Origin of the sequence: Rickettsiella endosymbiont of Aleochara curtula, assembly GCF_964030935.1 — a bacterium.
GTDB lineage: Bacteria > Pseudomonadota > Gammaproteobacteria > Diplorickettsiales > Diplorickettsiaceae > Aquirickettsiella.
This window is the reverse complement of record NZ_OZ034990.1, coordinates 1,452,186-1,478,140: the sequence shown is the minus strand read 5'-3', so window position 1 is coordinate 1,478,140 and position 25,955 is coordinate 1,452,186. Positions and strand designations below refer to the sequence as shown.

The 25,955-nt window shown below is 38.5% G+C and carries 25 protein-coding genes; 13 read left to right on the top strand and 12 right to left on the bottom strand.

Features of this window, described 5'->3' with window-relative positions; all coding sequences use genetic code 11:
* Positions 1-8 precede the first annotated feature (8 nt).
* Positions 9-287: a cell division topological specificity factor MinE gene (minE, locus tag AAHF87_RS06605; protein WP_342147716.1), complete on the bottom strand. Its 279-nt coding sequence runs from the start codon at positions 285-287 to the stop codon at positions 9-11.
* The gene (gene minD / locus AAHF87_RS06600; protein ID WP_342147715.1) at positions 284-1,108 is read right to left on the bottom strand and encodes a septum site-determining protein MinD; all 825 of its coding nucleotides are present in this window, start codon (positions 1,106-1,108) and stop codon (positions 284-286) included. Before minD ends, minE begins: the two co-directional genes overlap by 4 nt.
* Before the next feature lie 263 nt (positions 1,109-1,371).
* Between minD and recO the strand changes: the two genes are divergently transcribed.
* From recO to htpX, 6 genes are all read left to right on the top strand, one after another.
* Positions 1,372-2,088, top strand: a complete 717-nt coding sequence (recO, locus tag AAHF87_RS06595; RefSeq protein WP_342147714.1) for a DNA repair protein RecO — start codon at positions 1,372-1,374, stop codon at positions 2,086-2,088.
* Between the two features lie 314 nt (positions 2,089-2,402).
* Positions 2,403-2,885, top strand: coding sequence for a glycine zipper 2TM domain-containing protein (locus AAHF87_RS06590; RefSeq protein WP_342147713.1), 483 nt, complete (start codon positions 2,403-2,405; stop codon positions 2,883-2,885).
* 65 nt (positions 2,886-2,950) lie between these two features.
* On the top strand, positions 2,951-4,198 hold the full coding sequence (locus AAHF87_RS06585; RefSeq protein WP_342147712.1) for an AmpG family muropeptide MFS transporter: 1,248 nt from the start codon (positions 2,951-2,953) through the stop codon (positions 4,196-4,198).
* A gap of 234 nt (positions 4,199-4,432) precedes the next feature.
* Positions 4,433-4,753: a co-chaperone GroES gene (gene groES / locus AAHF87_RS06580; protein WP_342147711.1), complete on the top strand. Its 321-nt coding sequence runs from the start codon at positions 4,433-4,435 to the stop codon at positions 4,751-4,753.
* A gap of 42 nt (positions 4,754-4,795) precedes the next feature.
* Complete coding sequence (groL, locus tag AAHF87_RS06575) at positions 4,796-6,460, top strand: chaperonin GroEL (protein ID WP_342147710.1); 1,665 nt, start codon at positions 4,796-4,798, stop codon at positions 6,458-6,460.
* Positions 6,461-6,589: 129 nt separating this feature from the next.
* Positions 6,590-7,495 carry a protease HtpX gene (gene htpX, locus AAHF87_RS06570; RefSeq protein WP_342147709.1) on the top strand — a complete coding sequence of 302 codons (906 nt, stop codon included), beginning with the start codon at positions 6,590-6,592 and terminating at the stop codon, positions 7,493-7,495.
* 27 nt (positions 7,496-7,522) lie between these two features.
* Here htpX and AAHF87_RS06565 read toward each other — a convergent pair whose 3' ends face one another.
* From AAHF87_RS06565 to AAHF87_RS06540, 6 genes are all read right to left on the bottom strand, one after another.
* The gene (locus AAHF87_RS06565; protein ID WP_342147708.1) at positions 7,523-9,478 is read right to left on the bottom strand and encodes a 3-hydroxyacyl-CoA dehydrogenase NAD-binding domain-containing protein; all 1,956 of its coding nucleotides are present in this window, start codon (positions 9,476-9,478) and stop codon (positions 7,523-7,525) included.
* A gap of 135 nt (positions 9,479-9,613) precedes the next feature.
* A complete protein-coding gene (locus AAHF87_RS06560; RefSeq protein WP_342147707.1) occupies positions 9,614-10,933 on the bottom strand; it encodes an acetyl-CoA C-acetyltransferase in 1,320 nt (439 codons plus the stop codon).
* A gap of 109 nt (positions 10,934-11,042) precedes the next feature.
* Positions 11,043-13,295 (bottom strand): acyl-CoA dehydrogenase, encoded by a 2,253-nt coding sequence (locus AAHF87_RS06555; RefSeq protein ID WP_342147706.1) that lies wholly within the window; start codon positions 13,293-13,295, stop codon positions 11,043-11,045.
* 23 nt (positions 13,296-13,318) lie between these two features.
* Entirely contained in the window at positions 13,319-13,801 is a 483-nt protein-coding gene (locus AAHF87_RS06550) for a pilus assembly PilX family protein (RefSeq protein ID WP_342147705.1), read from the bottom strand.
* A 200-nt stretch (positions 13,802-14,001) separates the two neighbouring features.
* The gene (locus AAHF87_RS06545; RefSeq protein WP_342147704.1) at positions 14,002-14,844 is read right to left on the bottom strand and encodes a PilW family protein; all 843 of its coding nucleotides are present in this window, start codon (positions 14,842-14,844) and stop codon (positions 14,002-14,004) included.
* Positions 14,841-15,209 (bottom strand): type IV pilus modification PilV family protein, encoded by a 369-nt coding sequence (locus AAHF87_RS06540; RefSeq protein ID WP_342147703.1) that lies wholly within the window; start codon positions 15,207-15,209, stop codon positions 14,841-14,843. Before AAHF87_RS06540 ends, AAHF87_RS06545 begins: the two co-directional genes overlap by 4 nt.
* 250 nt (positions 15,210-15,459) lie before the next feature.
* Here AAHF87_RS06540 and AAHF87_RS06535 point away from each other — a divergent pair, with 250 nt between their 5' ends.
* Positions 15,460-15,831, top strand: coding sequence for a hypothetical protein (locus AAHF87_RS06535; protein WP_342147702.1), 372 nt, complete (start codon positions 15,460-15,462; stop codon positions 15,829-15,831).
* A gap of 71 nt (positions 15,832-15,902) precedes the next feature.
* On the opposite strand, the gene AAHF87_RS06530 is transcribed toward AAHF87_RS06535, so the two are convergent.
* Positions 15,903-17,399: a leucyl aminopeptidase gene (locus tag AAHF87_RS06530; RefSeq protein ID WP_342147701.1), complete on the bottom strand. Its 1,497-nt coding sequence runs from the start codon at positions 17,397-17,399 to the stop codon at positions 15,903-15,905.
* A gap of 113 nt (positions 17,400-17,512) precedes the next feature.
* Between AAHF87_RS06530 and lptF the strand changes: the two genes are divergently transcribed.
* From lptF to AAHF87_RS06515, 3 genes are all read left to right on the top strand, one after another.
* Positions 17,513-18,643, top strand: a complete 1,131-nt coding sequence (gene lptF, locus AAHF87_RS06525; RefSeq protein ID WP_342147700.1) for an LPS export ABC transporter permease LptF — start codon at positions 17,513-17,515, stop codon at positions 18,641-18,643.
* Positions 18,640-19,707, top strand: coding sequence for an LPS export ABC transporter permease LptG (gene lptG, locus AAHF87_RS06520; RefSeq protein ID WP_342147699.1), 1,068 nt, complete (start codon positions 18,640-18,642; stop codon positions 19,705-19,707). The genes lptF and lptG overlap by 4 nt, the downstream gene beginning before the upstream one ends.
* Before the next feature lie 157 nt (positions 19,708-19,864).
* A complete protein-coding gene (locus AAHF87_RS06515; RefSeq protein WP_342147698.1) occupies positions 19,865-21,484 on the top strand; it encodes an NAD+ synthase in 1,620 nt (539 codons plus the stop codon).
* Between the two features lie 139 nt (positions 21,485-21,623).
* Here AAHF87_RS06515 and AAHF87_RS06510 read toward each other — a convergent pair whose 3' ends face one another.
* Positions 21,624-22,388, bottom strand: coding sequence for an outer membrane protein assembly factor BamD (locus tag AAHF87_RS06510; protein ID WP_342147697.1), 765 nt, complete (start codon positions 22,386-22,388; stop codon positions 21,624-21,626).
* A 252-nt stretch (positions 22,389-22,640) separates the two neighbouring features.
* Positions 22,641-22,856: a YgaP-like transmembrane domain gene (locus AAHF87_RS06505; RefSeq protein ID WP_339050021.1), complete on the bottom strand. Its 216-nt coding sequence runs from the start codon at positions 22,854-22,856 to the stop codon at positions 22,641-22,643.
* 66 nt (positions 22,857-22,922) lie between these two features.
* Here AAHF87_RS06505 and rluD point away from each other — a divergent pair, with 66 nt between their 5' ends.
* The 3 genes from rluD (at position 22,923) to AAHF87_RS06490 (ending at position 25,465) form a co-directional block, all read left to right on the top strand.
* Positions 22,923-23,894 carry a 23S rRNA pseudouridine(1911/1915/1917) synthase RluD gene (gene rluD / locus AAHF87_RS06500; RefSeq protein ID WP_342147696.1) on the top strand — a complete coding sequence of 324 codons (972 nt, stop codon included), beginning with the start codon at positions 22,923-22,925 and terminating at the stop codon, positions 23,892-23,894.
* Positions 23,887-24,624, top strand: coding sequence for a peptidoglycan editing factor PgeF (gene pgeF, locus AAHF87_RS06495; protein WP_342147695.1), 738 nt, complete (start codon positions 23,887-23,889; stop codon positions 24,622-24,624). Before rluD ends, pgeF begins: the two co-directional genes overlap by 8 nt.
* Before the next feature lie 91 nt (positions 24,625-24,715).
* On the top strand, positions 24,716-25,465 hold the full coding sequence (locus AAHF87_RS06490) for a hypothetical protein (RefSeq protein ID WP_342147694.1): 750 nt from the start codon (positions 24,716-24,718) through the stop codon (positions 25,463-25,465).
* A 150-nt stretch (positions 25,466-25,615) separates the two neighbouring features.
* Here AAHF87_RS06490 and AAHF87_RS06485 read toward each other — a convergent pair whose 3' ends face one another.
* Positions 25,616-25,915, bottom strand: coding sequence for a hypothetical protein (locus AAHF87_RS06485; RefSeq protein ID WP_342147693.1), 300 nt, complete (start codon positions 25,913-25,915; stop codon positions 25,616-25,618).
* Positions 25,916-25,955: the final 40 nt, after the last annotated feature.

The following is a 25,955-nucleotide window of genomic DNA, read 5'->3' as shown; positions in this document are numbered from 1 at the left end:
AGATAATACTAAACTCCACTACCTATAGTGATTTCTGCATTAGGTAGCGTTATATTTAATTCTAGTATCGAGCAGTTCCCAGTTCGTTCCAGTTCAACCTTCACTTGGTCTTGATCGATATCAACATATTTAGCAATAACTTCAATCAATTCCTGTTGCAATTTTGGCAAAAAGTCAGAATTATTCTCGGTTCTACGTTCATGAGATACAATAATCTGCAAACGCTCTTTGGCAAGTGTCGCGGTATTTTTAGGTTTGTTTCTAAAAATATAATTTAACAAGCTCATGTCGCTAACTCCTCGCGGCCAAAGAGGCGACGTAACAAACCTTTCTTTTCTAATTTAATAAATTTAAAAGGGACTTCTTCGCCTAATAAACGAGAGACTGCATCGGCATAAGCCTGATGAGCATCGCTTTCTCCGTTCAATGTCACTGGAACACCTGCATTAGAAGCACGTAATACCGCTTGTGACTCTGGAATAACACTCAGCAAGGGAATAGATAGTATATCCAAGACATCATCGACGCTAAGCATATCACCCCTCTCAACGCGGGTTAAAGAATAACGCGTCAAGAGTAAATGTTGTTTTACTGGTTCAAGACCTAATTCAGCGCGTCTTGATTTACTATCGAGAATTCCCAACATTCTATCGGAATCTCTGACAGAAGAAACTTCTGGGTTACTGACGACAATAGCCGTATCAGCAAAATACATGGCTAAGGTTGCACCACGCTCTATTCCGGCAGGTGAATCACAAATAATATAATCAAAATCTTTTTTGAGCTCTTCTAAAATTTTTTCCACACCTTCTTTGGTCAAGGCATCTTTATCACGCGTCTGTGATGCGGGTAGAATATAAAGATTTTCGAGCCTTTTATCTTTAATTAAGGCTTGTTTAATATTCGCTTCGCCGCGAATCACATTCACGAAATCAAAAACAACGCGCCGCTCACAACCCATAATCAGATCGAGATTACGTAAACCAATATCAAAATCAATAACGACTGTTTTAAAACCGCGAAAGGCAAGACCAGCTGCCATTGCCGCACTACTTGTCGTTTTACCGACACCGCCCTTTCCAGAGGTAATCACAATAATTTCAGCCAAGGGTTGCTCCTATTATCAATTTAAAGAATGTTGTAGCGATCATTTTCAGCTAAGATTATTTTTTAGATTCGGTTATTGGCATTGCTAAGTTAGTATTCACCCTATATATTGATGAACAAATCATTAAAACACCTATATAGGCTAATATTACTGGATTTCCCTAAGAAGTGGAAGTTTTCTTACACAAAAGATTAGAGTTTATTTTTTGTGTAAGAAAAATACAACTAATAACTGCTTCAGTCATTTTTTTCTTTTTTAGACTAATGTCAAGCACTGATCAACTTCAAGCTGCATATATTTTGCACACCCGTCCTTATCGAGACACTAGTTTATTAATAGACGCATTTACCGCCACACAAGGTAGAATAAATCTTATCGCCAAAGGCGCGCGTGGAGTACGTGGAAAAAAATCACGCTTCAGAGGATCATTACAAGCTTTTGTACCCCTGCTACTTTCCTGGCGCGGAAAAACTGATCTCATGAATTTACTCAATGCAGAACCTCATCCCACTTTTGTTCCTCATTTGACAGGTAAACTTTTAGTTTGCGGTCTCTATCTCAATGAACTATTAATCCGTTTGCTTTATCGTTACGATCCTTATCCGCATTTATTCGAAGCTTATCAAACGGCGCTATGCAGCTTATCTGACAATCCAGCCATTGCTTTACGTTGGTTTGAAAAAAAATTACTCGCTGAATTGGGTTATGCTTTATATCTGGATAAGGATAGTCAAACTAATCAAGCACTTTTACCCCATCAATCCTATCAGTTTATTCCGAGTCAAGGTTTGGTTGTCTGCTTAAATAAATCACTACCTAAACAATCGATATTTTCTGGCGAATCTCTTTTGGCGGTGCATCATGAATCATGGGATACTCCTATACACTTATTAGATGCAAAACGTTTATTTCGTCTTGCCCTAAACTATCTACTCGAAGGCAAAACTATTCGCAGTCGCGAGTTATTAATGCTGTCATAAACTGTTAATCATCACAACTTCCAAAGATATTTGTTAATTTTTGATAAGAATATGCTGGGTTTAAGGGATCCATGCGTTGACGCGCAAGCTGGCATCTACTAATATCATCCCTTAATAAGTTTAAGTGGCTCAAAAACACTTAATTCAACATTATATACCCACAGCAATGGGATTTTTGGCAAGGCGCCGTGATAATGAGCAACCGGAGTGTATTAGAACATACATGAGGATTGCGAAGTGAGCGGGAACACAGACAAAAATTCAAGTGCGAAGAGTATACTTAGAACAATACACCAATATTTACGGGGCCCATCATGAAGTTTCACATCCATTGCTTACTATCCATGCTTGGCTTATCACTTTTAGCCGGTTGTGCATCTTCACTATCCCCTGATGTTTATACCGCAAGTGGCGCTGGGCAAGTCCACCGTGTTGTTAAGGGTGTAGTAACAAGCAGCCGGGTCGTTAAAGTAACTGGAAATGGCGGACTTGGTGTCGGTGGCATAGCAGGTGGTGCTTTAGGCGCAATTGCAGGTTCCGAAATAGGAGGAGGGAGAGGTAGTTTAGCCAGTGGAATTGGTGGCGCCCTACTAGGTGGCTTTGCAGGAAATGAGATTCAAAAAGGCCTTTCAACACAAAACGGTGTTGAATATGTCGTCAAGCTTAGAAATAACTCATTAATTTCTGTCGTACAAGCACCGATGCCAACTTTCAATCGTGGCCAACATGTATTAGTGCAATACGGCGCGGGTGGCCGTCCACGCATTATTGCTGATCCTGATTACTACGCGCGTTAACCGTTTAATTCTTAAATTACTTAGAGAAAAGGAAGTTAAATTCTTCACTTCCTTCAGGAAAAAAAATGCCTACGAATAAGCTCAGTAAACGCAATCTATTTTCAACTCTCTTATTAGGTTTTTCATCCGGTTTACCACTTGCATTAACCTCTAGCACACTCCAAGCTTGGTTTACCGTCACAGGAGCCAGTTTGCTTGCTATTGGAAGTTTAAGTTTAATTGGACAACCTTATGTGTATAAATTTTTATGGGCACCCTTACTTGACAGATGGATACCTCCTCTCTTAGGAAGACGCCGTGGTTGGATTATTCTAATTCAATTGGTGCTTATAATAGCCATTATTGGTATGGCGTTAACAAATCCGCATACCAGTGCCATCTTATTGATCACGATTGCTTTTATAGTCGCTTTCCTTTCAGCTTCGCAAGATATTGCTATCGATGCTTACCGAACAGATATTCTTAAACCTAACGAGCGCGGCTTAGGAACCACACTCTATAGTTGGGGTTATAGAGCAGCTATGTTGGTTTCTGGGGCCTTAGCGCTTGCGCTGGCTGAATACATAGGCTGGCGTAGCACCTATTTGCTGATGGCTGCTTTAATAGCGATTGGTCTCTTTGGGGCTTGGTTTGGTGAAGAACCTATCGATGAAGAAGAAAAACATCCCCCCACTTCTCTCTATTCTGCCATTGTCGACCCTTTTAAAGAATTTTTAAGTCGAAAATCAGCTTGGCTTATCTTACTGTTCATAGTCTTATATAAATTTGGCGATGCACTCAGTATTTCATTAACCACACCATTTCTCATTCGCGGATTAGGATTTTCTTTGAGTACCGTAGCCTTTGTAAATAAAGGCGTAGGTTTTTTTGCAGCAATGCTTGGCCTTCTGGCCGGCGGTGTTTTAATGACGCGTATTAGTTTATTTCGCGCCTTACTCTATTTTGGTGTTTTACAAGCTGTGGCTATTTTAACTTTACTAAAACTCGCTCTCGTAGGGCATAATTTCCATTGGTTAGTTTTTGCCATTTCTATAGACAGTTTTTGTAATGCCATGGCGAGTATTGCCTTTGTTGCCTTACTGATGAGCTTATGCAACCATCGTTATACTGCTACACAATTTGCTCTATTTTCAGCTTTAGCGGGCGCCGGACGGGTTTTCGTGGGCCCTTTAGCGGGTTTAATAGTTAGCTACTTCAGTTGGCCTGTATTTTTTGTAATCTCCCTAGCCACTTGCCTACCTGGCCTAGGCTTATTATGGTACCTACGTGATAACTTTCATACTAACCATTCCGTCATCGATAAAACTGCTTGATTCGCATCTTCAAGTACAAGCGGTATAACTCAAAAAAATAAGTTAAAATCCAGTAAATTTTAACTTATTCGACTTGAATTTTCTTAGCATGCTCCCCATATAAAGTGTGTTGGTGTGGTAAAGTTAACTTATTGTATCCTTTATCAAACATCATTATGATTGACCCCTGCTGCTGAGGGGGGTTAATTTGGTTAATATCCTCATTTTGACAGTAATTCTTAAGGAGAAATCTGCATGAGTGTTGCATTAGAAAAACCTTTAGTTGAAAATTTAGTTCCTATGAACGATCGCATTCTTGTCAAACGCGATGAAGAAGAGGAAAGATCCGTAGGTGGTATTGTTATTCCAGACACAGCAAAAGAAAAGCCTGTTAGGGGTACAGTAGTCGCTGTAGGACATGGTAAACGCTTGAAATCAGGTCAAATCCAGACTTTAAGCATTAAGGTAGGCGATAAAATATATTTTGGAAAATATAGTGGAACTGAAATCAAACTTGATGGTAAAGAATATCTCATCATGCGCGAAGATGACGTTCTGGCGTTAATCAAAGATTAATCACAATTTTAACCCTTATTTTTATTCAGAGGAATTAATAAAATGGCTGCAAAAGTTTTACAATTTGGTGTAGATGCACGTGCTTCTATCCTACGCGGTGTTGATATATTAGCAGAAGCTGTCAAAGTAACTTTAGGTCCTAAAGGTCGAAATGTTATTTTAGACAAAAGTTTCGGCGCTCCTACCATTACCAAAGATGGTGTTTCCGTTGCAAAAGAAATTGAACTCAAAGATAAGTTTGAGAACATGGGCGCACAAATGGTCAAAGAAGTGGCCTCTCAGACTTCAGACGAAGCCGGCGATGGTACCACCACTGCTACTGTCCTAGCTCAGGCTATTTTACGTGAAGGAATGAAAGCCGTTGCTGCTGGCATGAACCCAATGGATCTGAAACGAGGTATTGATACCGCAGTGATTGCCGCAATAGAAGCTCTACAAACTATATCGAAACCTTGTGATGAAGATCATTGGATTACGCAAGTGGGTACTGTTTCGGCTAATGATGATAAAGCAATTGGTGAAATTATCGCTAAGGCGATGAGTAGAGTGGGTAAAAAAGGAGTTATTACTGTAGAAGATGGTTCCGGTCTGAAAAATGAACTCGATACAGTAGAAGGTATGCAATTTGATCGTGGCTATCTCTCACCTTACTTCATCAACAACCAACAAAGTATGGCTTGCGAGCTGGACAATCCTTATATTTTATTAGTGGATAAAAAAATCTCTAATATTCGCGAAATGCTACCTGTGCTTGAAGGTGTCGCTAAAGCAGGTCGTTCTTTATTCATCATCGCAGAAGATGTAGAGGGCGAAGCGTTAGCAACCTTAGTTGTAAATACCATTCGTGGCATCGTCAAAGTTTGTGCGGTCAAAGCACCTGGCTTTGGTGATCGCCGTAAAGAAATGCTACAAGACATTGCTATTTTAACCAAATCTCAAGTAATAGACGAGCTCTGTGGCTCGAAACTTGAAAACACTTCCTTAGAAAATTTGGGCTCAGCGAAACGTGTTGTTGTTACTAAAGACAATACTACTATTATCGATGGCCAGGGTGAAAGAAGCGCGATCCAATGCCGAATAGCAGAAATTGATACCCAAATTAAACTAAGCACATCTGATTACGACAAGGAAAAGCTACAGGAACGCTCAGCTAAACTTTCAGGTGGTGTTGCTGTCATTAAAGTCGGTGCTGCTACTGAGATGGAAATGAAAGAAAAGAAAGCTCGCGTAGAGGATGCATTACATGCAACTCGTGCTGCGGTTGAAGCAGGTATTGTTCCTGGTGGTGGCGTGGCTTTAATTCGTGCGTTAAAGGCTTTAAAAGATCTCAAAGGCATTAACTCCGATCAAGCACACGGTATTCGTATTGTTGCTGATGCAATGTGCTCACCTTTACGTCAGATTGTTACTAATGCTGGCGGACGTCCTGATGTCGTTATCGATAAAGTTCTGCATAGTACAGAAGTTAACTACGGCTACAACGCGGCAACGGGTGAATACGGAGATATGATAAAAATGGGTATTTTAGATCCTACTAAAGTAACCCAAACTGCTTTACAAAATGCAGCGTCTATCGCCGGTCTCATGATTACCACAGAATGCATGGTTGCTGAAAGCCCTAAGAAGGATGAAGGCGCTGGTGCTCCTGGTGATATGGGTGGCATGGGCGGAATGGGTGGCATGGGTGGTATGGGCGGAATGATGTAAAAGCCTCCTCCCTGTCGTCTAGTTTCATCAAAAAAACCCCGCATCCGCGGGGTTTTTCTTTTTCAACGAATTAACTGCTACACTTAATAAGGTGTGTAAAATGATCCCCTAAATAAGGAATTATTTTTTATGTTTAGTCGTATTTTATTATTTTTAGGCACTAATATTTTAGTTATTGCCACTATCTCTATAGTTACCAATTTATTAGGACTACATAGTTATCTCACCTCTCATGGAATTAATTATCTATCCTTAGCTATTTTTTGCGCATTATGGGGTACAGCGGGGGCCTTTGTTTCACTATTCACCTCAAAATTCATTGCCAAAAAAAGTATGGATTTAAAAATTATTGATCCCAACGCAGCGGTAGGTGAAGAAAAAAACATACTTGAAGTTATTCATAATTTAGCACGCAAAGCTGGATTAAAGGTTTTGCCTGAAGTAGGCATTTATAATTCACCTGAGCTGAATGCTTTTGCAACAGGTCCAACTAAAAATAATTCTTTAGTGGCTGTTTCTAGTGGCTTACTCCAAAAAATGAATCCAGATGAAATTGAAGGTGTACTAGGACATGAAATTACTCATATCACGAATGGGGATATGGTTACCATGACACTTATCTTAGGCATAATAAATGCTTTTGCACTTTTTTTATCGCGCATTGTTGCCTATGTAATCTCTGTTGGAGCTGCTGGGCGAAATAATGATGAAGGAGCGATAAGTGGACCTGGGCCGATGTTTTTTATGCTATCGATGGTATTTGATATTCTATTTACATTCTTAGGAAGTATTTTAGTGGCTGCGTTTTCCAGACATCGCGAGTACCGCGCTGACAAAGGCGGTGCTTTGTTAGCAGGTCGGGATAAAATGATAGAAGCGTTAAAAGCACTACAAAAGGCAATGGAACCCGAAGATACGCGTGCCCCTTCTTTATCAACTTTAAAAATATCACATAAAAGTGGTGGATTTCGTGCTTTATTTTCAAGCCATCCCCCCTTGGAATTACGCATTGAACGTTTACTAAGAGGAACTTAGTAATAACGTTACAATTATAAAAATAATCTACAAATCACCTTGTTCCTTTGCATATTGCATCAAACCACCGCGAAAAGGAGCAAATCCTGCGCCAAATATAATTCCAGCATCGATCAAATCGCTATCTGCAACCACTTTTTCTTCCAAACATTTTTTAGCTTCATCTATCATTGGCTGAATTAAGCTATCCGCTAAATTCGTTGGCGCTTTATAATCTTCAGGGACTTTTTCTTTAGTAGGTTTGCCTTTTTTATAACGATAAAAACCTTTACCCGTTTTTCGTCCTAGATCCTTGTTAGCAACCATTTTCTCTAAACCCTCAGGAACAACGCTCCCTAATGATTGACTGAGAATCTTAGCCACGGCTAAACAAATATCTAGACCTACCGTATCCGCTAACTCTAACGGTCCCATCGGCATACCAAAATCCACAGCCGCTTTGTCTATGACTGGCGCAGGAATTCCGGTTTGCAACAATAATACCGATTGCATTAAATAAGGCATTAATAAACGATTAACTAAAAATCCGGGTGAACTTTTTACAGGTAAAGGCAAGCGGTTAATTTGATGCACAAATGACCAGCCCTTTTCTATAATATCCGGTGCGCTAACGGCTGATTGCACCACTTCTACTAAGGGCATCTTAGCAACAGGATTAAAAAAATGTAAACCAATTAAACGTTCAGGGTGTTGTAACCCTTGTTGGATAGCTTCTAAAACAATACTCGATGTATTGGTAGCTAATAATGCACCCGACTTAATTTGCTTTTCTAACTGGCGAAATAAATCTTTTTTAACGTTTAGATCCTCAAATACCGCTTCAATAATAATATCTGCACGACGTATACCATAACCCGCGAGATCAGGAACCAATCTATCCATCGCAGCTTGAATAGCGCGAGGTGTCTTTAATCGTTTTTGAAATAAGACATACGCTCTTGTCATAGCCGGAGCAATATATTTTGCTTCACGATCTTGTAAGGTTACCTGTAATCCTTGCATAGCACACCAAGCAGCGATATCGCCTCCCATGGTTCCTGCACCTATGACATGAACATGTTTAAAACAGGTGACATCTTTTTTTCCTAATTTCTTTAAGCGCTCTTTTAAAAAAAATACTCTCATTAAATGATTCGCTGTGGGAGTCAGTGCTAATTCACTTAAAGAAACTGCCTCATGTAAAAATGCTTGCTTACTAACACCATACTGCTGCCAAAGATGCAACGCAGCGTAAGGTGCAGGGTAATGTTTAGGATTAACTTTGGCGTTTAAACGGCGTTGAATAATTTTAGTAACAACATTCCTCATCCAATGATGATTAGTTATTTTTTTCCAATTTAACGCAAAAAAAGAATGCTTTTTTTTAGTTTTTGCTGAAGCATAATATAGCGCTGCTCGTTCAGCTTGTCGTGATGGAACCACCTGATCGATTAAACCTAATTTAGCTGCAACATAGGAAGAAATAGTTTTTCCAGTTAAAATTAATTCTAATGCTTGTGGACCTCCCAATAAGCGTGGCAAACGTACGGTTCCTCCCCAACCTGGATGAATTCCAAGCATCACTTCTGGCAAACCTAAACGTGTTTTATTATCATCAATCGCGATACGATAATCACACGCTAAGGCGAGCTCTAAGCCGCCTCCTAAACATAAACCATTGATCAAAGATACCGTGGGGATATTAAGTGCTGCCAATTCATCAAATACTTTTTGGCCTTGTCGAATAAACGCAAAGATCTCTTCCTTGGTTTTTAATTTACTAATGGTTTGAATATCGGCACCTACAATAAAACCATTTGGTTTAGCAGAAGTAATTATCAAGCCTTGTACCGATGCATTTTGAGCTAAATCTTTAATGATCGAACTTAATTCGGTTAATACATTTTTATCTAAGTTATTGCTAGAGCTATTTTTTTTATCCAAATACAGCCAAAGAATGTGTTCTTTTTGCTGCAATTGCCAATTTAAATAGCCTACTTCCATCAAAGTGCTCCAGTTTTAGTTATACTCATAGCACTTGAATTTTTGCCTGTGTTACCACTCAACTCGCAATCCTCATATATCTTGAATACACTACGGTTGCTTCATTTTCGCGGCGCCTTGGCAAAAATCCAATTGCTATGAGTATGTATCAGTATTTTCCAGTAACAACGCTCCACCTTGTCCGCCACCGATACAAAGTGTTGCCACACCAAAACGTGCTTGTTTTCTTTTTAAGATATGTGCCAAATGTAAAACAAGCCGTGCTCCACTAGCTCCCACAGGATGGCCCATAGCAACCGCTCCACCATCTATGTTAAGTTTTGCTTGATCGAGCTTGCCTAAAGCTTCAGTTAAGTTCAGCTGATTTATACAATAATCAGTATCTTGCCAAGCCGCCAAACATGCCAAAACCTGACCTGCAAATGCTTCATTAATTTCCCAAAAATCGATATCTTTAAAAGTAAGTGCTTGTTTTTTTAAGAGCATTGCTACGGCATGCACGGGACCCAAACCCATTTCACTCGGATCTACGCCCGCCCATACCACATCCACTATGCGCGCTAAAATCGGTAATTGATATTTCTGTACGGCCTCTTCACTCGCCAAAATTAAAAAAGCGGAGCCATCGGTAACTTGAGAACTATTTCCTGCGGTAACCAGGCCAAAAGGTTTATCAAAAAAAGGTTTAAGTGAGACTAATTTTTCTAAACTCGTATCACGACGCAAACCATTATCGAAAGAATAATAAAGATTTTGTTTGTCATAAATCGGATTGATTTCATCCTTAAAAACTCCAGCATCTTGCGCCGCTGCTAAACGTTGGTGGCTTTGCAAAGCAAATGCATCCATTTCTTCACGCGTAATCCCAAAACGATGCGCAATAACCTCTGCGGTTTGCCCCATCCCTAAACCCACAATAGGATCAGTTAAACCATGTAATAAAGCAATAACTGGTTTTATATAGTTTAATTTAAATTGAGTCAGTAGTTTTAAACGCGCTACAAAAGTTTTAGCTAAATTCCATTTAGCAAACCAAGTAGTCATTTCTTGACTAAGCAATAGGGGAGCTTGACTCATTGCTTCTGTACCACCTGCTAATACTAAATTGTATCTCCCACAAGCGATATCTAAGGCTGCACTGTCTAAAGCTTGCATACCTGAAGCACAATTCCGTTGCACAGTATAAGCAGGTACAGCTTTACCACAACCCAAACGTAATGCAATCACTCGACTAATATTAGCCTCGTCAGGATTTGGCATAACACAGCCGGTAACCACTTCATCCAGTTGATCAGGTGTAAATGCTTGGCGTGCTAATAAATAACGTCCCGCTTGTACAGCCAAATCAGAAGCTGAAAAATTTCCAGGGACTCCACGTACTTTCAGCCAGGGGGTACGCATGCCATCTACGATATAAACTGACCGTGCAAAATCTGATCGATCAAGTGCTTGCATAAATTTTTCCTGTGCGCTTTCTCTCTTACATGAAACTAATTAATAGTTAATGTCATTTTAATATACCTGCTGTCATTGAATCTGCAAGTTAACTTATGATTTATATCACCTAAAAAGCATCTACTTGCATAGCATCTTGCTGAAATTTCTGTGCTTTAAGAAATTGTTCAACTTCGGCATGAGTAAGAATTTTTTTCGTTAAAGCAGATTCTAGTTGTTGCTCAATATCTAAATCTCGATTAAGCCCTTGTTTTTTTAATTTTTCACGAATGGGTTGCGCCTTGATAAATTCATTAAAGGCTATCTCCATGCGCCCGGTTGGGTCTTCTGGTTTTTTTCCTAAATAACAATCCTGGGTTATACGATCGCGAAATTTACCAATTTTGGCCATCACAGCCACCAATTGCATATCTTGTTTGTCAGTAGGTAATTGATAAGATCGTCCTAAGGGAAAAATAATAAATTTTAGTAGCTTAGCTACTAAAGGTTTAGGAAAATTATTAAAAAATTTCTCAAACGAATATTGAATATGATAAAGGCAATAATTTAATCCCCAACGTGCATAAGCATCATCTTCTTTGGACAAAGGATATTCTTGTACATAACGAATGACGCTGGATGCTATATAAAGATAACTCAAAACATCGCCCAAACGTGCCGATAAGCGTTCCTTACGTTTTAAATTTCCACCCAATATTATCAAAGTAAAATCAGTGACTAAGGCTAAAGCTGCCGATAAACGAGAAATTTGTCGATAATAGTAGCTGAATCTCTTTATTGGCGTTTTTACAAAAAAATGGCCTAAGCCGAAAGCCAATAGAAATGTTTTAAATAAATTTTTTATAGTATAAGAAAAATGCTGCATTAAAAGTTTATCCAAACCAGAAATATCTTTTGTTTCAACGGCTTGCATTTCATCCCTTAAATAGGGATGACAACGTACCGCCCCTTGACCAAATAAAATAAGATTGCGGGTTAAAATATTCGCGCCTTCCACGGTAATTGATATTGGTATAGCAATATAACCTTGAGCCAAATAATTACGCGGGCCCATTTGGATACCGCGTCCACCATGGATATCCATCGCATCATTAACAATGGTGCGTGCAAATTCTGTCATATGGTATTTTGCTATTGCAGAGGCTAACGCCGGCTTTAGTGAAGCATCGACGGCAGTCACAGTAAATCGACGCGTCGCTTCAATTAAATAAGTGAGCCCCGCTATTCTTGCTAAAGCTGCCGCTACACCTTCGAAATGCGCAATCGATAGATGAAATTGCTGTCTTAGAACACTATAAGCACCTGTCATACGGTAAGCTAATTGGGCTTGTGCCGCGCTGACGGCAGGTAATGAAATTCCACGACCTATAGATAAACATTCCATCAACATACGCCAACCTTGTCCTAACATTTTCTCGCCACCAATAACAAAGCTGATAGGAATAAAAACGTTTTTGCCTATTATAGGGCCATTCATAAAAGCTAAACCCATCGGAGAATGCCGTTTACCAATTTCAACACCCGCTATTGAGGAAGGTACCAAGGCAACCGTAATCCCTATTTCTTTTTTTCCTCCTAACAATTGATCGGGATCGCTTAGTTTAAAAGCGACACCTATAACCGTAGCGATTGGGGCCAAAGTAATGTAACGTTTATTAAAATTGAGTCGTATGCCTAATGTTTCTTTATCTTGATAAGTTCCCTTACAGACTATTCCATTATCTTTAAGTGCAGCTGCATCGCTACCGGCATCCACAGAAGTTAATGCAAAACAAGGGATTTCTTCTCCTCTAGCAAGTCTAGGCAAGTAATAATCTTTTTGCTCTTCTGTCCCATAATGAAGTAATAATTCAGCAGGTCCAAGGGAATTTGGAACTAAAGCATTGACCGCTGCACTAACCGATCGTGTCGCTATTTTTAATACTATAGATGAATGTGCTAAAGCAGAAAAACCTAATCCTTCATATTTTTTTGGGATGACCATGCCAAAAAATTTGTGTTTTTTTAAAAAGTCCCAAACTGAAATGGGTAAATCATGCTCCACTGTTAAAATATTAAAATCATTAAGCATACTACAAAGCTTTTCTACTTGATCATTTATAAAAATTTCTTCTTCGCGAGTTAGATTTGATAAGGAAATATTATGTAAGGCTTTCCAATTTGGCCTGCCACGAAATAAATCCTTTTCCCACCACATATCACCGGCTTCTAGAACAATTTTTTCTGTTTCGCTAATAGGAGGAAGTATGCTGCTTAAATAAGCTAAAAAAGGTTTGACTAAAAAAAATTGTCGCAATGGAGTTACACACAGCAGCATTATCAAGACTAAAATAAAAAAACCAAAACTAAGGATTATCGACATAGTAGTTACTCCCATTAATAACTTTAAGATGAACTACTTAATTCTCGCCATGAACTACGACCAGATTTTGCCAATGTAGGGTCTCCATGTAGACAAACAGTTTTTGCTTTTATTGCATAATTAGTTTTTAGCGTAAGCATCCCTTCGGTCATTTTCTTTGCTTGTACAATAACATCATAAACATAAGCTAATCTTTGATTAATACAATACTGTGTTTTATGTCTTCTAAATTCCGCATTAATTTGAAAACCCGCGTAATTGTAATTTTCATGTAAAGCAGAAATAGCGTCTGAAAGTGTTGCAAGTCGATGTTCGATTAACTTTAATCCCGCTTCCGCAGCTTGGAACTGCTGTGCAGCAATAACCCAATTTTGACTCATACGTAATTCTAAATAAGAACTATTTAATATCGATAAGGTCATTACAGACATGATAAAAAGAAAAAATAATACCATTACTAATATAAATCCTTGTTGCTTACACTCTTTATTGCCATCGAATATCAAAATTTTGTATCTCTTCTTACTTTAGGTGTATCTATACCGCTCGTACTTGAAGATGCAAACAATTAAAATAATTTACTCGTCATTGCGAGCGCGTAGCGCGCGGCAATCCAGGAAAAACCGCGCAAACTGGATGGCCACACTCATTCCATTCGCTCGCCATGACGGCGATTTTTTTATCGCTTGAAAATATCGCCTAAACATCATCGTTCACGTAGTCCTATTACTTGCTTCCATTCTCGTTGCAGTAGTTTGGCATCTGTCAATAATAGTCTAATTTCTACGCTACGTGCATCTGTCCAATGTTTTACCTCATTTGCATCCCTATAAGATAAAGTTCCATCGATATTTTTCATGCCTAATCGTATCGACATTCTCTTTATCCCTTCTATTAATTCTATGGGCTTATAAAAAGATTGATTTAAATTACGTCGATATAAAGCATAAATTCGTTGTCCAGTTTCACTCATACGTCCTGTGTCAGCAATGTAGTAAACAATCTTGTTTAGATAGCCAATTTCACTTTCTATTTGATAGTTATAAGTCAGATGAATATTATTCCAATGAACCAGCTCGGCATGTTGACAATCGCTGATGAGTAAAATATCTCTAGGTCGAAATAATTTTTTATGTAGCAAAATAATATGGCTAGATTTTGCTTCTTTTATCGGAAATGTATCGGGATCAAGAAATTGTATCAAAATGGCATCGCTATCCTTTTGATATCGAGCGAGCTTAGGTAAGCTTAATTTTGCTGTATTAGCTCCTTTATGCCAAACAACTAAGCTATCGCTTATTAAATGTCTATTTAGTGGCAAAGCCTCGATTAAACGTACACAACCAACAAAACCCGCCATACGAATATCATGACTAAGCAAATAAAAAGCCATTCGTGCTTTAGTTGAAATAGTATTCAAACTCTGGGTTAAGCGATAAATATTTTTGCTATAAATAAAAATATTTATCATTCCCATACTGAGAAATAAAGACAAACTTATTGCTATCATTAATTCCAACAAACTGTATCCTTGTTCTATCCTTTTCATACCCTGAATAATAAATTGAGAGAGGATGGAAGTTTAGAAAAGCTAGAGAACCATTGAATGTTGCTTTGATAATTAGATAAATTAAGTTTTGAGACGGACCCCTTTCCTTTTGGAAAGCTTTCTTGTACCTCTTTTTTCCATAGAGTTACTACTTGCTGCAAACAAAACGACCGAGACGCACAAATTGCAAAATTCTCAGCCAATTCTATATTCTTTAAATCAGCCAAATTGATTAGGTATGCATGTTCACTCGCTTGCAGAGCGATCAATTGGGCTCGAGCAAAACCTAATAGACTAAAGCTTAATATTGCCGCAGCAACCATGACTTCGATTAAACTAAATCCTTGTTGATGACTTAATAGCATTGAATTTACATTCCTATTCTATACCTTCTGCGCAGTTGAATAAGTGACCGCTCAATTCGCGATCTTCTTCGCTGCACTTTCCCAAAAATCCCCTTGGTATGAGTGTAACTTTAACATTTCCTTTTAAATTATTATATTGTGAATAATTTAATTATTCAATAAAACATTTAAGCGCTTTCTTTTTTTAGTCTTTAATAGTAGACTTCAGCGCCTTGAGATTTTTATAACAATAAGAAAGAGTTTTTCGACTATGAAAAAGAAAATAATCAGTGTCCTTATCAGTGCCATATTATTGACAGCTTGTGCTGGCAAGACGCCAAATCCAATTCCTCAACGCCAACCAGGTGATGAAACTCTGAGCTGTAGTGCATTAAAGCAAGAGTTAATGGATAACCAAACCAAAATTACCGGCCTTATTCCTAAACAAAATAAAACCGGCAAAAATGTTGGTTTAGGCATTGCAGGGGCTTTTTTAATTGTTCCTTGGTTCTTTATGGACTTTTCAGATGCTGAACGTATAGAAATTCAGTCTTACCAATTACGTGACAATTGGCTACGTACCCTTTCTGCTCAGAAAAAATGTTCCGCTTTACCGCCGGCTATTAAGTTTCAAGGGCAATAAAAACGATTATTTATCTCGCCCCATCGTTACCGATAGGGTGAGATAAAAATTCAAATAATAAGAAGAGGATTTTATTTCTTATTATTTTTACAGCGATTCAATAAAAATTGCACTATTAAAGATACTGGTCGACCTGTCGCCGTTTTTTCTGGCCCACTTTTCCAAGCAGTTCCAGCAATATCTAGATGTGCCCACTGCAGATTTTGAGTAAATCGAGATAGGAAACAAGCTGCGGTAATACTCTTGCCCCCACCTATACCGACATTCGAAATATCGGCTACATTACTATCAATTTGTTGTTGGTATTCTTCCCATAATGGTAATGGCCATACTCTATCTTGACTTTGTTGACCTGCTTTCTCAATTTCCAGTGCAAGTTCCATATTATTGCTCATCATACCTGTCGCAACTGCACCTAAGGCAACAATAATAGCGCCTGTCAAAGTAGCCATATCAATAACCACATCAGGATTAAAACGTTCGCTATAGGTTAAGGCATCAGCCAAAATTAGGCGTCCTTCTGCATCCGTGTTAATAACCTCAACACTCAGTCCCGATAATGTTTTTATCACATCGCCAGGCTTTACTGCACTACCACTCGGTAAGTTTTCAGTTAATGGCATTATACCCACTACATGCAGTGGTAACTTTAGTTCGGCAATAGTTTTTAGTATCCCCATTACACTAGCCGCACCTGACATATCATATTTCATTTCTTCCATACCAGCAGCGAGCTTTAAGCAAATCCCACCTGAATCAAACGTAACCCCTTTCCCAACTAGAACCACTGGTTTTTGTTCCACCGCTCCTCGATATTCTAAAGTAATAAACTTGACGGGTTCGGCGGAACCCTGCGCGACGGCTAATAGCCCACCCATCCCTGCTTTTTTTATCGCCGCTTCGTCTAGTATGTTAATCGTAAGCCCAGCTTCAGTCGCTAGCTTTTTGGCTGATTCAGCCATGATACTGGGCGTGCATAAATTCGCTGGGAGGTTGGCTAGGTCTTTAGTTAACTTTATTCCTTTGGTAATTGCTGTAGCCTGTTGTATTGTTTCAGTGATTTTCGCTGATTCTTGCGAATTCGGAAGATTAAAAATAAATCTCTTCGGTGGTGACATTGTATTTTTTTTATCCGTTTTTAATTCATCAAAGCAATAAAAACAATCTTCGATGAGCTCGATGCTCTGACGTATCTGTTTCGCAAGATCACACGCTTTCACAGAAATATCGGTCAAAAAACTTGTTATTTCATCAACTTGCAGAGACTTCAGGGCACATGCCGTACAAGCAATAATTTTACGAAAATCCATTATGGATAAATTGGATGCTTCCCCGCAATAAACAAGTAGGACTCGTGGCGCAGCTATCCCAGGAACATTGTAAAGCATGAGGTTTCTACCGCATTCTTCCAATAAATCGCCTTGATCTAAAATTTTTTGGATATATCCCTGGCTATGTTTATTTAATAGCTGAGCAGATTGAGAAAGCTGCTTACCTTGAAAAGTACTGACAATTAAACAATCACTGGTTTGTTTAATCAAATCAATTGAATTGATAGAATATTGCATAGCCACCTCAAATTATTTTATTAGCCAACCAGTTTACCTAAATTATACTTATTTGCTAGATTCAATACCCTCTTTATGAAATAATTTAGGCTCTTCTATTTTTAACCTAAAAAATGATTCTTTTTCGTTATCTAACTCGAGAGATTCTCACTAGCGTTTCTCTCATTACTAGCCTTTTATTCCTTATTTTAATGAGTAATGAATTTGTTCATTACCTTAATCAGGTAGCAGGCGGGAAATTTTCGGCCAGTATTTTATGGGAACTGATAATCCTCGAATCTCCTCGTTTTTTAGCGATACTTCTACCTTTTAGCTTATTTCTTGCCATATTATTCACTTATGGTCGCCTTTATGCCGATTATGAGATGACGGTCCTTAATGCATGTGGGTTTAGTCTAGGTCGGTTAACGCGTTTAAGTCTACCCTTTATTTTCCTTCTAACCTTTATAGTCGCAGGTTTAAATTTATGGTTAAACCCATTTTTATTAAGTTATCGAAATAAACTCCTGAATCAAACGGGGATAGCGGTAGAATTACAAACTGTACAACCTGGTAGTTTTCAACAAACAAATGGGGGGCATCGCATTGTTTATGTGGAAAGTGTCTCTTCAGATCACAAATCAGTAAAAAATATTTTTCTGGCGCAAACAAACCCACAAAAATTACCCTCTGAAATTACGCCTTGGACTATTCTTAGTGCCAACAGTGGTTATCAAATGATCAACCCTGCTACCAAAGAGCCTTTTTTTGTCGCAGTAAATGGCAAGCGCTACCAGGGAATACCCGGACAAACAGAATATTATATTACGCAGTTTCTAAAATATGGAATACGTATTGATTTAGATACTACTGCGACTAATAAACAGCAAGATGCTTTGTCGAGTATTACTTTATGGAATGCGAATCAAGCTAATAAACCCAATTACTTTTCTGAACTACAATGGCGACTTTCAGCTCCTATTTCGATTTTACTTTTGGCGTTGCTGGCCATACCTTTGAGTCGAGTTAACCCGAGACAAGGAAAGTATTTACATATATTACCGGCCATAATCATTTATATTATGTACCTTAATTTATTACTGGTAGGACGTAATTGGATAGAAAATGGTGATATCTCTTACCGCTGGGGTCTCTGGTGGATACATGGTCTGCTCATTCTTACCATCATATTTGCCTGGTGTTATGCTTTAGGATGGAATAGGGTCAAATATCACTTATTCCGTTTAGTTAAGCTAAGACCATGAAAATCATCGATCGCTACTTAGGTAGAACCATTATTAGTACAACTCTTTCTGTACTTGGAATATTGTTAGTATTATTTTCTCTGATTAAACTAATTAGTGAAACACGCGATATTGGATATGGTCACTATACCTTAGGAAGTGCTTTTTATTATGTACTCCTCACTCTACCATCGCAATTTTACAGCTTTTTTCCAGTCGCTATCTTACTTGGCAGTATTCTTGGTTTAAGTGTTTTAGCGAAACACAGCGAACTGATGATACTACATTCTAATGGTGTGTCTCTTTATCAAATGGCTTGGAGTTTAATCAAAGCGACTTTACTGATGGTTTTTCTGACTGTTTTGATTGGCGAAGGATTAGCACCGCGTGCTGCTCGTCTCGCAGAAAATTATAAATCCTCGCTGACCACAAATGGACAAACCCTGATCACTCAACAAGGAGCTGTTTGGATTCGCGATGGACATTATTATATTTATATACAATCTATTTTGGATCCCGCTCATTTAAATAAAGTAAGTCGTTACCAATTTGATGATAACAATAATTTACTGACAGCGAGCTTTGCCAAACAGGTTAATTATGAAGGGAATGTTTGGAATGCTAGTGATATTGCAACGAGTATAATTAGCTTAAAAAAAATTCAAGCCAAACATACTGCACATGAAATTTGGCCGTTTTCTTTTAGTCCTAAACTCTTGAATATTTCTATTATAAAACCAGAAGAAATGTCTTTAAGACAGCTGAATGATTATATTCATTATCGTCGGAAAAACCTTTTAAATATCAGTCAATATTCTTTAGCATTTTGGCAACGTATACTACAACCCGCTGCTATTTGGGTTATGCTTTGCTTAGCTATTCCTTTTACTTTTAAACATTTAAGAACTCTAGCTACTAGTTTAAAAACTATTGCAGGAGTCGCAGTAGGATTTGGTTTCTATCTTTTAAATGATTTTTTTGGTCCATTTGCCATCGTCTATCAGTGGCCGCCCTTTTTAGCCGCACTACTCCCTATACTCATTTTTATGTTCATCGCTATTATACTAATGCGTTGGGCAAGATAAAGTGTATTGACAATTGTGCTAGGATGAGAGAAAAAGGATTGTTTTTTGAGTATCGTAACGGAGCATACACAAAGTAGGTAAGTAACGAAACGCAGAAAAAAAGCTCTTTTTCGCCGTCATCGTGCAATTGTTAACACACCCTAAGCTCGAGGTTATTATGCCAACAATATTCCGTATTGCCGTAGCACAATTAAATTTCTTAGTGGGTGATATTAAAGGCAATACACAAATAATTTTACATAGTATACAAAAAGCCAAACAAGACTCAGTTGACCTATTGATTTTTCCTGAACTTGCATTAAGTGGTTATCCTCCTGAAGATCTACTTTTAAGAGAAGATTTTAAAAAACCAATCCAACATGCCTTAAAAATTATTCAAGAAAAATCTACGGATCTCGCTATTTTATTGGGTCATCCAGATTATCATGCTAAAGAAATTTTTAATGCTGCAAGCCTGATAGAAAATAAAAAAATTGTTAGTACCTACCATAAACAATATTTACCCAATTATGGCGTCTTTGATGAAACCCGTTATTTTAAGCCTGGAAATTCAAATGGTTTATTTACAATAAAAGGGTTGCGTATAGGTATTTTAATTTGTGAAGATCTATGGTACAGCGACCCTTCTTCAGAACTTAAAGAGAATGGTGCGCAATTACTAGTATGTATCAACGCTTCTCCTTTCGATTATACAAAACCCAAGCAACGTTTACAGGTCATGGATGCTCGCATAAAAGAAACAAATCTGCCTGCCCTTTATGTACATGGCATCAGTGGGCAAGACGATTTAGTTTTTGATGGGGGTTCGCAAGCCTTTGACGCTAAAGGACATCTTGTGGCAGAGGCAGGTTTTTTTACAGAAACATTATGGTTAGTTGACCTCAAAATTAATTCATCGGTTCAATTTATACCACAAGCTCTTTTACCCAAACCTACAATTGATGTAGCCATCTATAAAGCCTTAGTGTTAGCGGTGCGTGATTATGTCAAAAAAAATCATTTCCCAGGGGTATTAATTGGCCTATCCGGCGGTATAGATTCTGCATTAGTATTAGCTATTGCGGTAGATGCTTTAGGTAAAGATCGTGTTCATGCAGTCTTTTTACCTTCTCGTTATACCTCCAAAGTGAGTCAAGAGATTGTACAGACACTGGTTGGACAATTAAGGATAAAATTGAGTGTATTTTCTATTGAACCAAGTTTTTCGGCTTGTTTAAGCACGCTAAATCTCGATCCGAAACATCCTCCTACAGGGCTTGCTACTGAAAATATCCAAGCACGCTGCCGTGCTATTTTACTCATGGCGTTATCTAATCAAGAAGGAAGTTTGCTTTTAAATTGTACGAATAAAAGTGAGCTAGCTGTGGGTTATGGTACTTTATATGGCGATATGGCCGGTGGATTTTCTGTACTAAAGGACGTCTCTAAAACTCGCGTTTATCAATTAGCGAGATACCGTAACCAGGATGGTATTTTTCCTGATTTGTTATTAACGCGTCCGCCCACGGCTGAACTCGCTGAAAATCAAAAGGATGAAGACACACTTCCACCTTATACGCAACTCGATCCAATTTTAGAACTTTACATAGAACAAGATAAAAGTATAGATGCTATTGTTAAAGCAGGATTTGCGAAAAAAACAGTGCAAAAAGTTATTAATTTAGTTAACAAAAATGAATATAAACGCCGTCAATTAGCACCCGGTCCTCGCATAACGCCCAGAGCTTTTGGCAGAGAGCGCCGCTACCCGATTACTTCAGGTTTTTTATCAACATGAGTAACTGCTCATAATTTTTACATTCATACTAATTGGATTTTTGCCAAATACCGTATATATGCAACGATCTGCAGCAACGTGCACATGAGAATTACGAGTTGCACAGCAACACAGTCAATGTCAAGCACGAAGAGTATAGTTAAATAGTTACATAATCCGCGTCGGGATAATTTAACCTAAACACTGCCAGACTCTGACTTGCTAATTCTTCTAAGCCCAAAATACGATAAGCCTTAATCATAATAATCAAAGCTTTTTTGACTTCTGGAGCTCCTTGATAACGTTGTATAATCTCATTAGCACGGTTTGCCGCAGCGACATAGGCCTTTCTACGGAAATAATAATCAGCAATATTTAATTCATAACTTGCAAATAAATTGCGCAAATAGATCATGCGCTGGCGTGCATCAGGGACGTATTGGCTGTCGGGATAGCGACGAATTAATTCAGCAAACTCTTGATATCCCAAACTCATTGTGCCTGGATCACGCAAAGATAGATCAATGGGTACATAACGTAAATACCATCCTCGATCTTGATCCATGTCGGCCATTGCTTGCATATAATATGCGTAATCAATATGTTCGCTATTGGGATATAGATGGATAAAATGTTCCGCAGCGGCCTTCGCCGACGGTGCATCACCATCTTTATAGTATGCATATATCAATTCTAATTGAGCTTTTTCGGCATAGCGATTAAAGGGATACAGCACATCCAATGCTTCGTAAGCCTTAATAGCTTGACTGAAATTACGGTCTAGCAATGATTCTTTTGCATTTTGGTAGATTTGATTAACCGTTTGCCCTTTAAAAGCAATAAATGGATCATTGGAATGACTGGCACATGCAGTCAGCATAGCCAATATAAAACCCACTAAAAAAACAAATTTAAATATTTTCACAATTATTTTTCAATAAAGCTATGCTTTATTCCCTTTTTTAAAGTGAAGGAAGGAATAAGCGAAACAACTGGCTATTCTTATCCAACGTCCAAAAAGTCAAATTAATTTATACTCTTCGCATTTGCATGATTGTCTGTGTTGCCGCTTAACTCGCCATCCTCATGCATGTCAATACACTCGGGTTGCTTTGTTCTGGCGGCCTAGTCAAAAATCCAATTACTGTGAGTGTATTATTCAATTTGACTAACAAACTTAATCTTTTTTACGGAAAATCTCATTCAGCTTAAATTTTTCTGCCAAAATGGGGATTCCACACCAACCTATAATTGCTTCGATAATGAGTATAACTCCCACTAAAAATGCGAATAGTTTGCCTAGACCCAATAACACACCAATCAATAAGACGATACCAATCACTAAACGTGAAAGGCGTTCGTTGGATTCAAGATTGCTTGCTACATTGAACATAGATAGTATCCTCTATTAAGTCATAATAAAAAGGCATCGCTCCCGTCAGCATTATAGCGATATTCTATGAAAAACACAGCTCAAGTAATAAATTGTCAAGCAATTGTCCCCGAACATTTAGCAGATCAGCGTCTCGATCAAATTTTGAGTCAGCTATTTCCTGCTTATTCCCGTACTCGTTTACAACTGTGGATTCGTTCTCAACAAGTTTGGGTTGATGATGAACTCAAGCGACCACGGGATAAAATAAAAGCAGGGGCTAAAATTACTATTTTGGCCCGCTTGAGTGCAGAAGTTAGTTGGGAAGCAGAGGAGCTCCCTCTCGATATTATTTATGAGGATGAAGCTTTGCTGGTAGTTAACAAGCCCGCTGGATTAGTGGTCCATCCCGCGGTAGGAAATACGCATAAAACATTGGTTAATGCGCTACTACATTATTTACCAGCGCTCAAAAACCTTCCTAGGGCAGGAATTATACATCGTTTAGATAAAGACACCTCTGGTTTGTTGATTATTCCTAAAGTTTTAAACGCCTATACTAAATTGGTCAAACAACTACAAGCACGAACCATGAAACGCGAATATATCGCTGTTATTCAAGGTTTGTTAATCGCCGGAGGAACTATCAACGCACCTATCGGTCGTCATCCGAGACTAAGAATGAAAATGGCCGTCACAGAATTATTGAGTGGAAAACCGGCGGTATCCCATTACCGAGTCATGGAGCGTTTTAATCATCACACACTTATTAAAGTAAAGTTAGAAACTGGACGTACTCATCAAATTCGCGTGCATATGGCTCATATCCATCATCCATTGGTCGGTGATAAAACCTATGCGGGACGCTTTCACTTACCAAAAAAAGCCAGCGAATTGCTGATTAATTGTTTGCAACAGTTTCCTCGTCAAGCTCTACATGCACAATGCTTGGGAATTATACATCCTATTACCTTGCAACCCATGGAGTGGCAAAGCCCTTTGCCTGAGGATATGCATCAATTAATTAATTGTTTACGAGAAGATAAACTCAATGCTTGATTTGATCACTCCTGAATGGCCAGCTCCACATTGGATCAAGGCCTACGCAACGACAAGAACCGGCGGCTTTAGTCATGCTTCCTATAACAGTTTAAATCTCGCCACGCACGTAGGTGATAATCAGGACGATGTATCTAAAAACCGCCAATTACTAAAAAAAAACTTACACTTAAAAAAACCCATTACCTGGTTAGAACAAGTACACGGGAACACTGCTATTTCAGCTGATCATCCCCCTTCTAGTCTTGCGGCTGATGCTATTTATTCAAAAACAACTCAAACCGTTTGCGCCGTACAAACCGCCGATTGCTTACCTTTATTAGTTTGCAGCTCCAGTAGTTACTGTGTTGCCGCCATACATGCCGGTTGGAAAGGCTTAAGTAACGGCATTATCGAAACTACTATCGATGCACTCGCTCTGCCCCCAAGCGATATATTAGTTTGGTTAGGCCCTGCTATCGGCCCTCAAGCATTTATAGTCGGAAAAGAGGTTTTTCAGTCTTTCTTAACCAAAGATAGGGCTGCTGAAAGCGCTTTTCAGCCTATAGAGAACAACCTATGGCAGGCAAATCTATATGAGTTGGCTAAGCAACGCTTAAATAAGCGAGGGATAAGCTCCATCTATGGAGGTGACTACTGTACTTTTTCCGATAAGCTGCGTTTTTTCTCTTACCGCAGAGACCATATAACAGGTCGGATGCTGAGCCTTATTTGGATAAACTTGCCTTAAGTCTAACCCTCTTATTAATGGGCCTTTTGTTGAATTACCGCCCTGCCTCCCTTATAATATTGCGCAATATAAAAATAATAATAATAAATTTATGCATAGATATTTTTTGGCTTTACTATTATGCCTGTCCACTACCCCTTTATTAGCAGAACCTGCTAAAAATATAGTCTCACAGCAATTGGATTTTGGTCAAGGCGCCGCGAAAACGAAGCAACCTTCGTTAATTAACATACATGAGGATTGCAAGTTGAACGGCAACACAGACCAAAATTCAAATGCGAAGAGTATGGCTGCGCCTGATAAGCGCTGGGGGATCCTGTTCTACCATAGTTGGATGACTAATAGTAATATTGGACCGGTGCTAACCGCCCAAGATGTTAAATTTAAATACGGGACCATGAACTCTATCGATTTGTCCTATGAATTAGATCCAACTAACCCATTACGCCGTTTTTTTCGTCCTTTGGTCAGTACTATCGAAGTCGCGGGAAATATAACGCAGCGACGTGATCCAAACGGTCTCATTTATGAGTTTGACCCTTACTTAAATTTTCGCTGGAAAACTTTTCCTTGGGATCATTACGTCACGACGACTTTCGCCATCGGAGATGGACTCTCTTATGTAACCAGCATTCCTCTACGCGAAGAGCACGATTCATCCAATAATAATGCCAAGAGATTATTGAATTTTCTAGTCGTAGAAGCGACTTTTGCAGTACCTAGTCACCCCGATTTGCAGTTTGTGGTCAGAGCACATCATCGCTGTGGTGCTTGGGGATTATTTGGAGCCGGTAACTTGAGCTCTAATGCCGTAGGTGTAGGAATACGTTATCTATTTTAACATAACTCTTCGCATTTGAATTTTTGGCTGTGTTGTCACTCAATTCGCAATCCTCATGTATCTTGAATAAACGAAGGTTGCTTCATTCTCGCGGCGTCTTGCCAAAAATCCCATTGCTGTGAGTATATTTTTCAAAAATTCGAAAAAGAATTATTTGGTAGGTGTGGGCGATTTAGATATGAAATTTTCTATAGAGTTTTCCGTTGTAGTTGTTTTGGGAAAATTTTTTAAGAAAAAATTTAAATTTTTTCCTGAGTTATCTTGATTTCCTGGTAAACATCCCTGGTTCATATCTGATAAAGACTCTTCCTTATTATCAAAAGAAGTTGAAGTGAATGTGGTTGATCCTAATCCTTTCATTTTTTGCCAATATAAGTCTTTCTTCACCAAATCTAATGGAGAATTTCTTGTACAATAACTAGCACATATCCCTGTAACTCTTCGCATCATTTGATAACCTTCTAAAATTAATTCAATTAAAATATCCTAA

Excerpts from the sequence above, each read along its gene's own strand:
- groL (WP_342147710.1), top strand. The coding sequence starts at position 4,796 with ATGGCTGCAAAAGTTTTACAATTTGGTGTAGATGCACGTGCTTCTATC.
- AAHF87_RS06535 (WP_342147702.1), top strand. The coding sequence starts at position 15,460 with ATGAAAAAGAAAATAATCAGTGTCCTTATCAGTGCCATATTATTGACA.
- AAHF87_RS06505 (WP_339050021.1), bottom strand. The coding sequence starts at position 22,856 with ATGTTCAATGTAGCAAGCAATCTTGAATCCAACGAACGCCTTTCACGT.
- lptG (WP_342147699.1), top strand. The coding sequence starts at position 18,640 with ATGAAAATCATCGATCGCTACTTAGGTAGAACCATTATTAGTACAACT.
- groES (WP_342147711.1), top strand. The coding sequence starts at position 4,433 with ATGAGTGTTGCATTAGAAAAACCTTTAGTTGAAAATTTAGTTCCTATG.
- AAHF87_RS06545 (WP_342147704.1), bottom strand. The coding sequence starts at position 14,844 with ATGAAAAGGATAGAACAAGGATACAGTTTGTTGGAATTAATGATAGCA.
- pgeF (WP_342147695.1), top strand. The coding sequence starts at position 23,887 with ATGCTTGATTTGATCACTCCTGAATGGCCAGCTCCACATTGGATCAAG.
- AAHF87_RS06490 (WP_342147694.1), top strand. The coding sequence starts at position 24,716 with ATGCATAGATATTTTTTGGCTTTACTATTATGCCTGTCCACTACCCCT.
- AAHF87_RS06560 (WP_342147707.1), bottom strand. The coding sequence starts at position 10,933 with ATGCAAGCACTTGATCGATCAGATTTTGCACGGTCAGTTTATATCGTA.
- AAHF87_RS06585 (WP_342147712.1), top strand. The coding sequence starts at position 2,951 with ATGCCTACGAATAAGCTCAGTAAACGCAATCTATTTTCAACTCTCTTA.
- htpX (WP_342147709.1), top strand. The coding sequence starts at position 6,590 with ATGTTTAGTCGTATTTTATTATTTTTAGGCACTAATATTTTAGTTATT.
- recO (WP_342147714.1), top strand. The coding sequence starts at position 1,372 with ATGTCAAGCACTGATCAACTTCAAGCTGCATATATTTTGCACACCCGT.
- AAHF87_RS06565 (WP_342147708.1), bottom strand. The coding sequence starts at position 9,478 with ATGGAAGTAGGCTATTTAAATTGGCAATTGCAGCAAAAAGAACACATT.
- AAHF87_RS06515 (WP_342147698.1), top strand. The coding sequence starts at position 19,865 with ATGCCAACAATATTCCGTATTGCCGTAGCACAATTAAATTTCTTAGTG.
- AAHF87_RS06555 (WP_342147706.1), bottom strand. The coding sequence starts at position 13,295 with ATGTCGATAATCCTTAGTTTTGGTTTTTTTATTTTAGTCTTGATAATG.
- minE (WP_342147716.1), bottom strand. The coding sequence starts at position 287 with ATGAGCTTGTTAAATTATATTTTTAGAAACAAACCTAAAAATACCGCG.
- AAHF87_RS06485 (WP_342147693.1), bottom strand. The coding sequence starts at position 25,915 with ATGATGCGAAGAGTTACAGGGATATGTGCTAGTTATTGTACAAGAAAT.
- AAHF87_RS06540 (WP_342147703.1), bottom strand. The coding sequence starts at position 15,209 with ATGCTATTAAGTCATCAACAAGGATTTAGTTTAATCGAAGTCATGGTT.
- lptF (WP_342147700.1), top strand. The coding sequence starts at position 17,513 with ATGATTCTTTTTCGTTATCTAACTCGAGAGATTCTCACTAGCGTTTCT.
- AAHF87_RS06590 (WP_342147713.1), top strand. The coding sequence starts at position 2,403 with ATGAAGTTTCACATCCATTGCTTACTATCCATGCTTGGCTTATCACTT.
- AAHF87_RS06530 (WP_342147701.1), bottom strand. The coding sequence starts at position 17,399 with ATGCAATATTCTATCAATTCAATTGATTTGATTAAACAAACCAGTGAT.
- rluD (WP_342147696.1), top strand. The coding sequence starts at position 22,923 with ATGAAAAACACAGCTCAAGTAATAAATTGTCAAGCAATTGTCCCCGAA.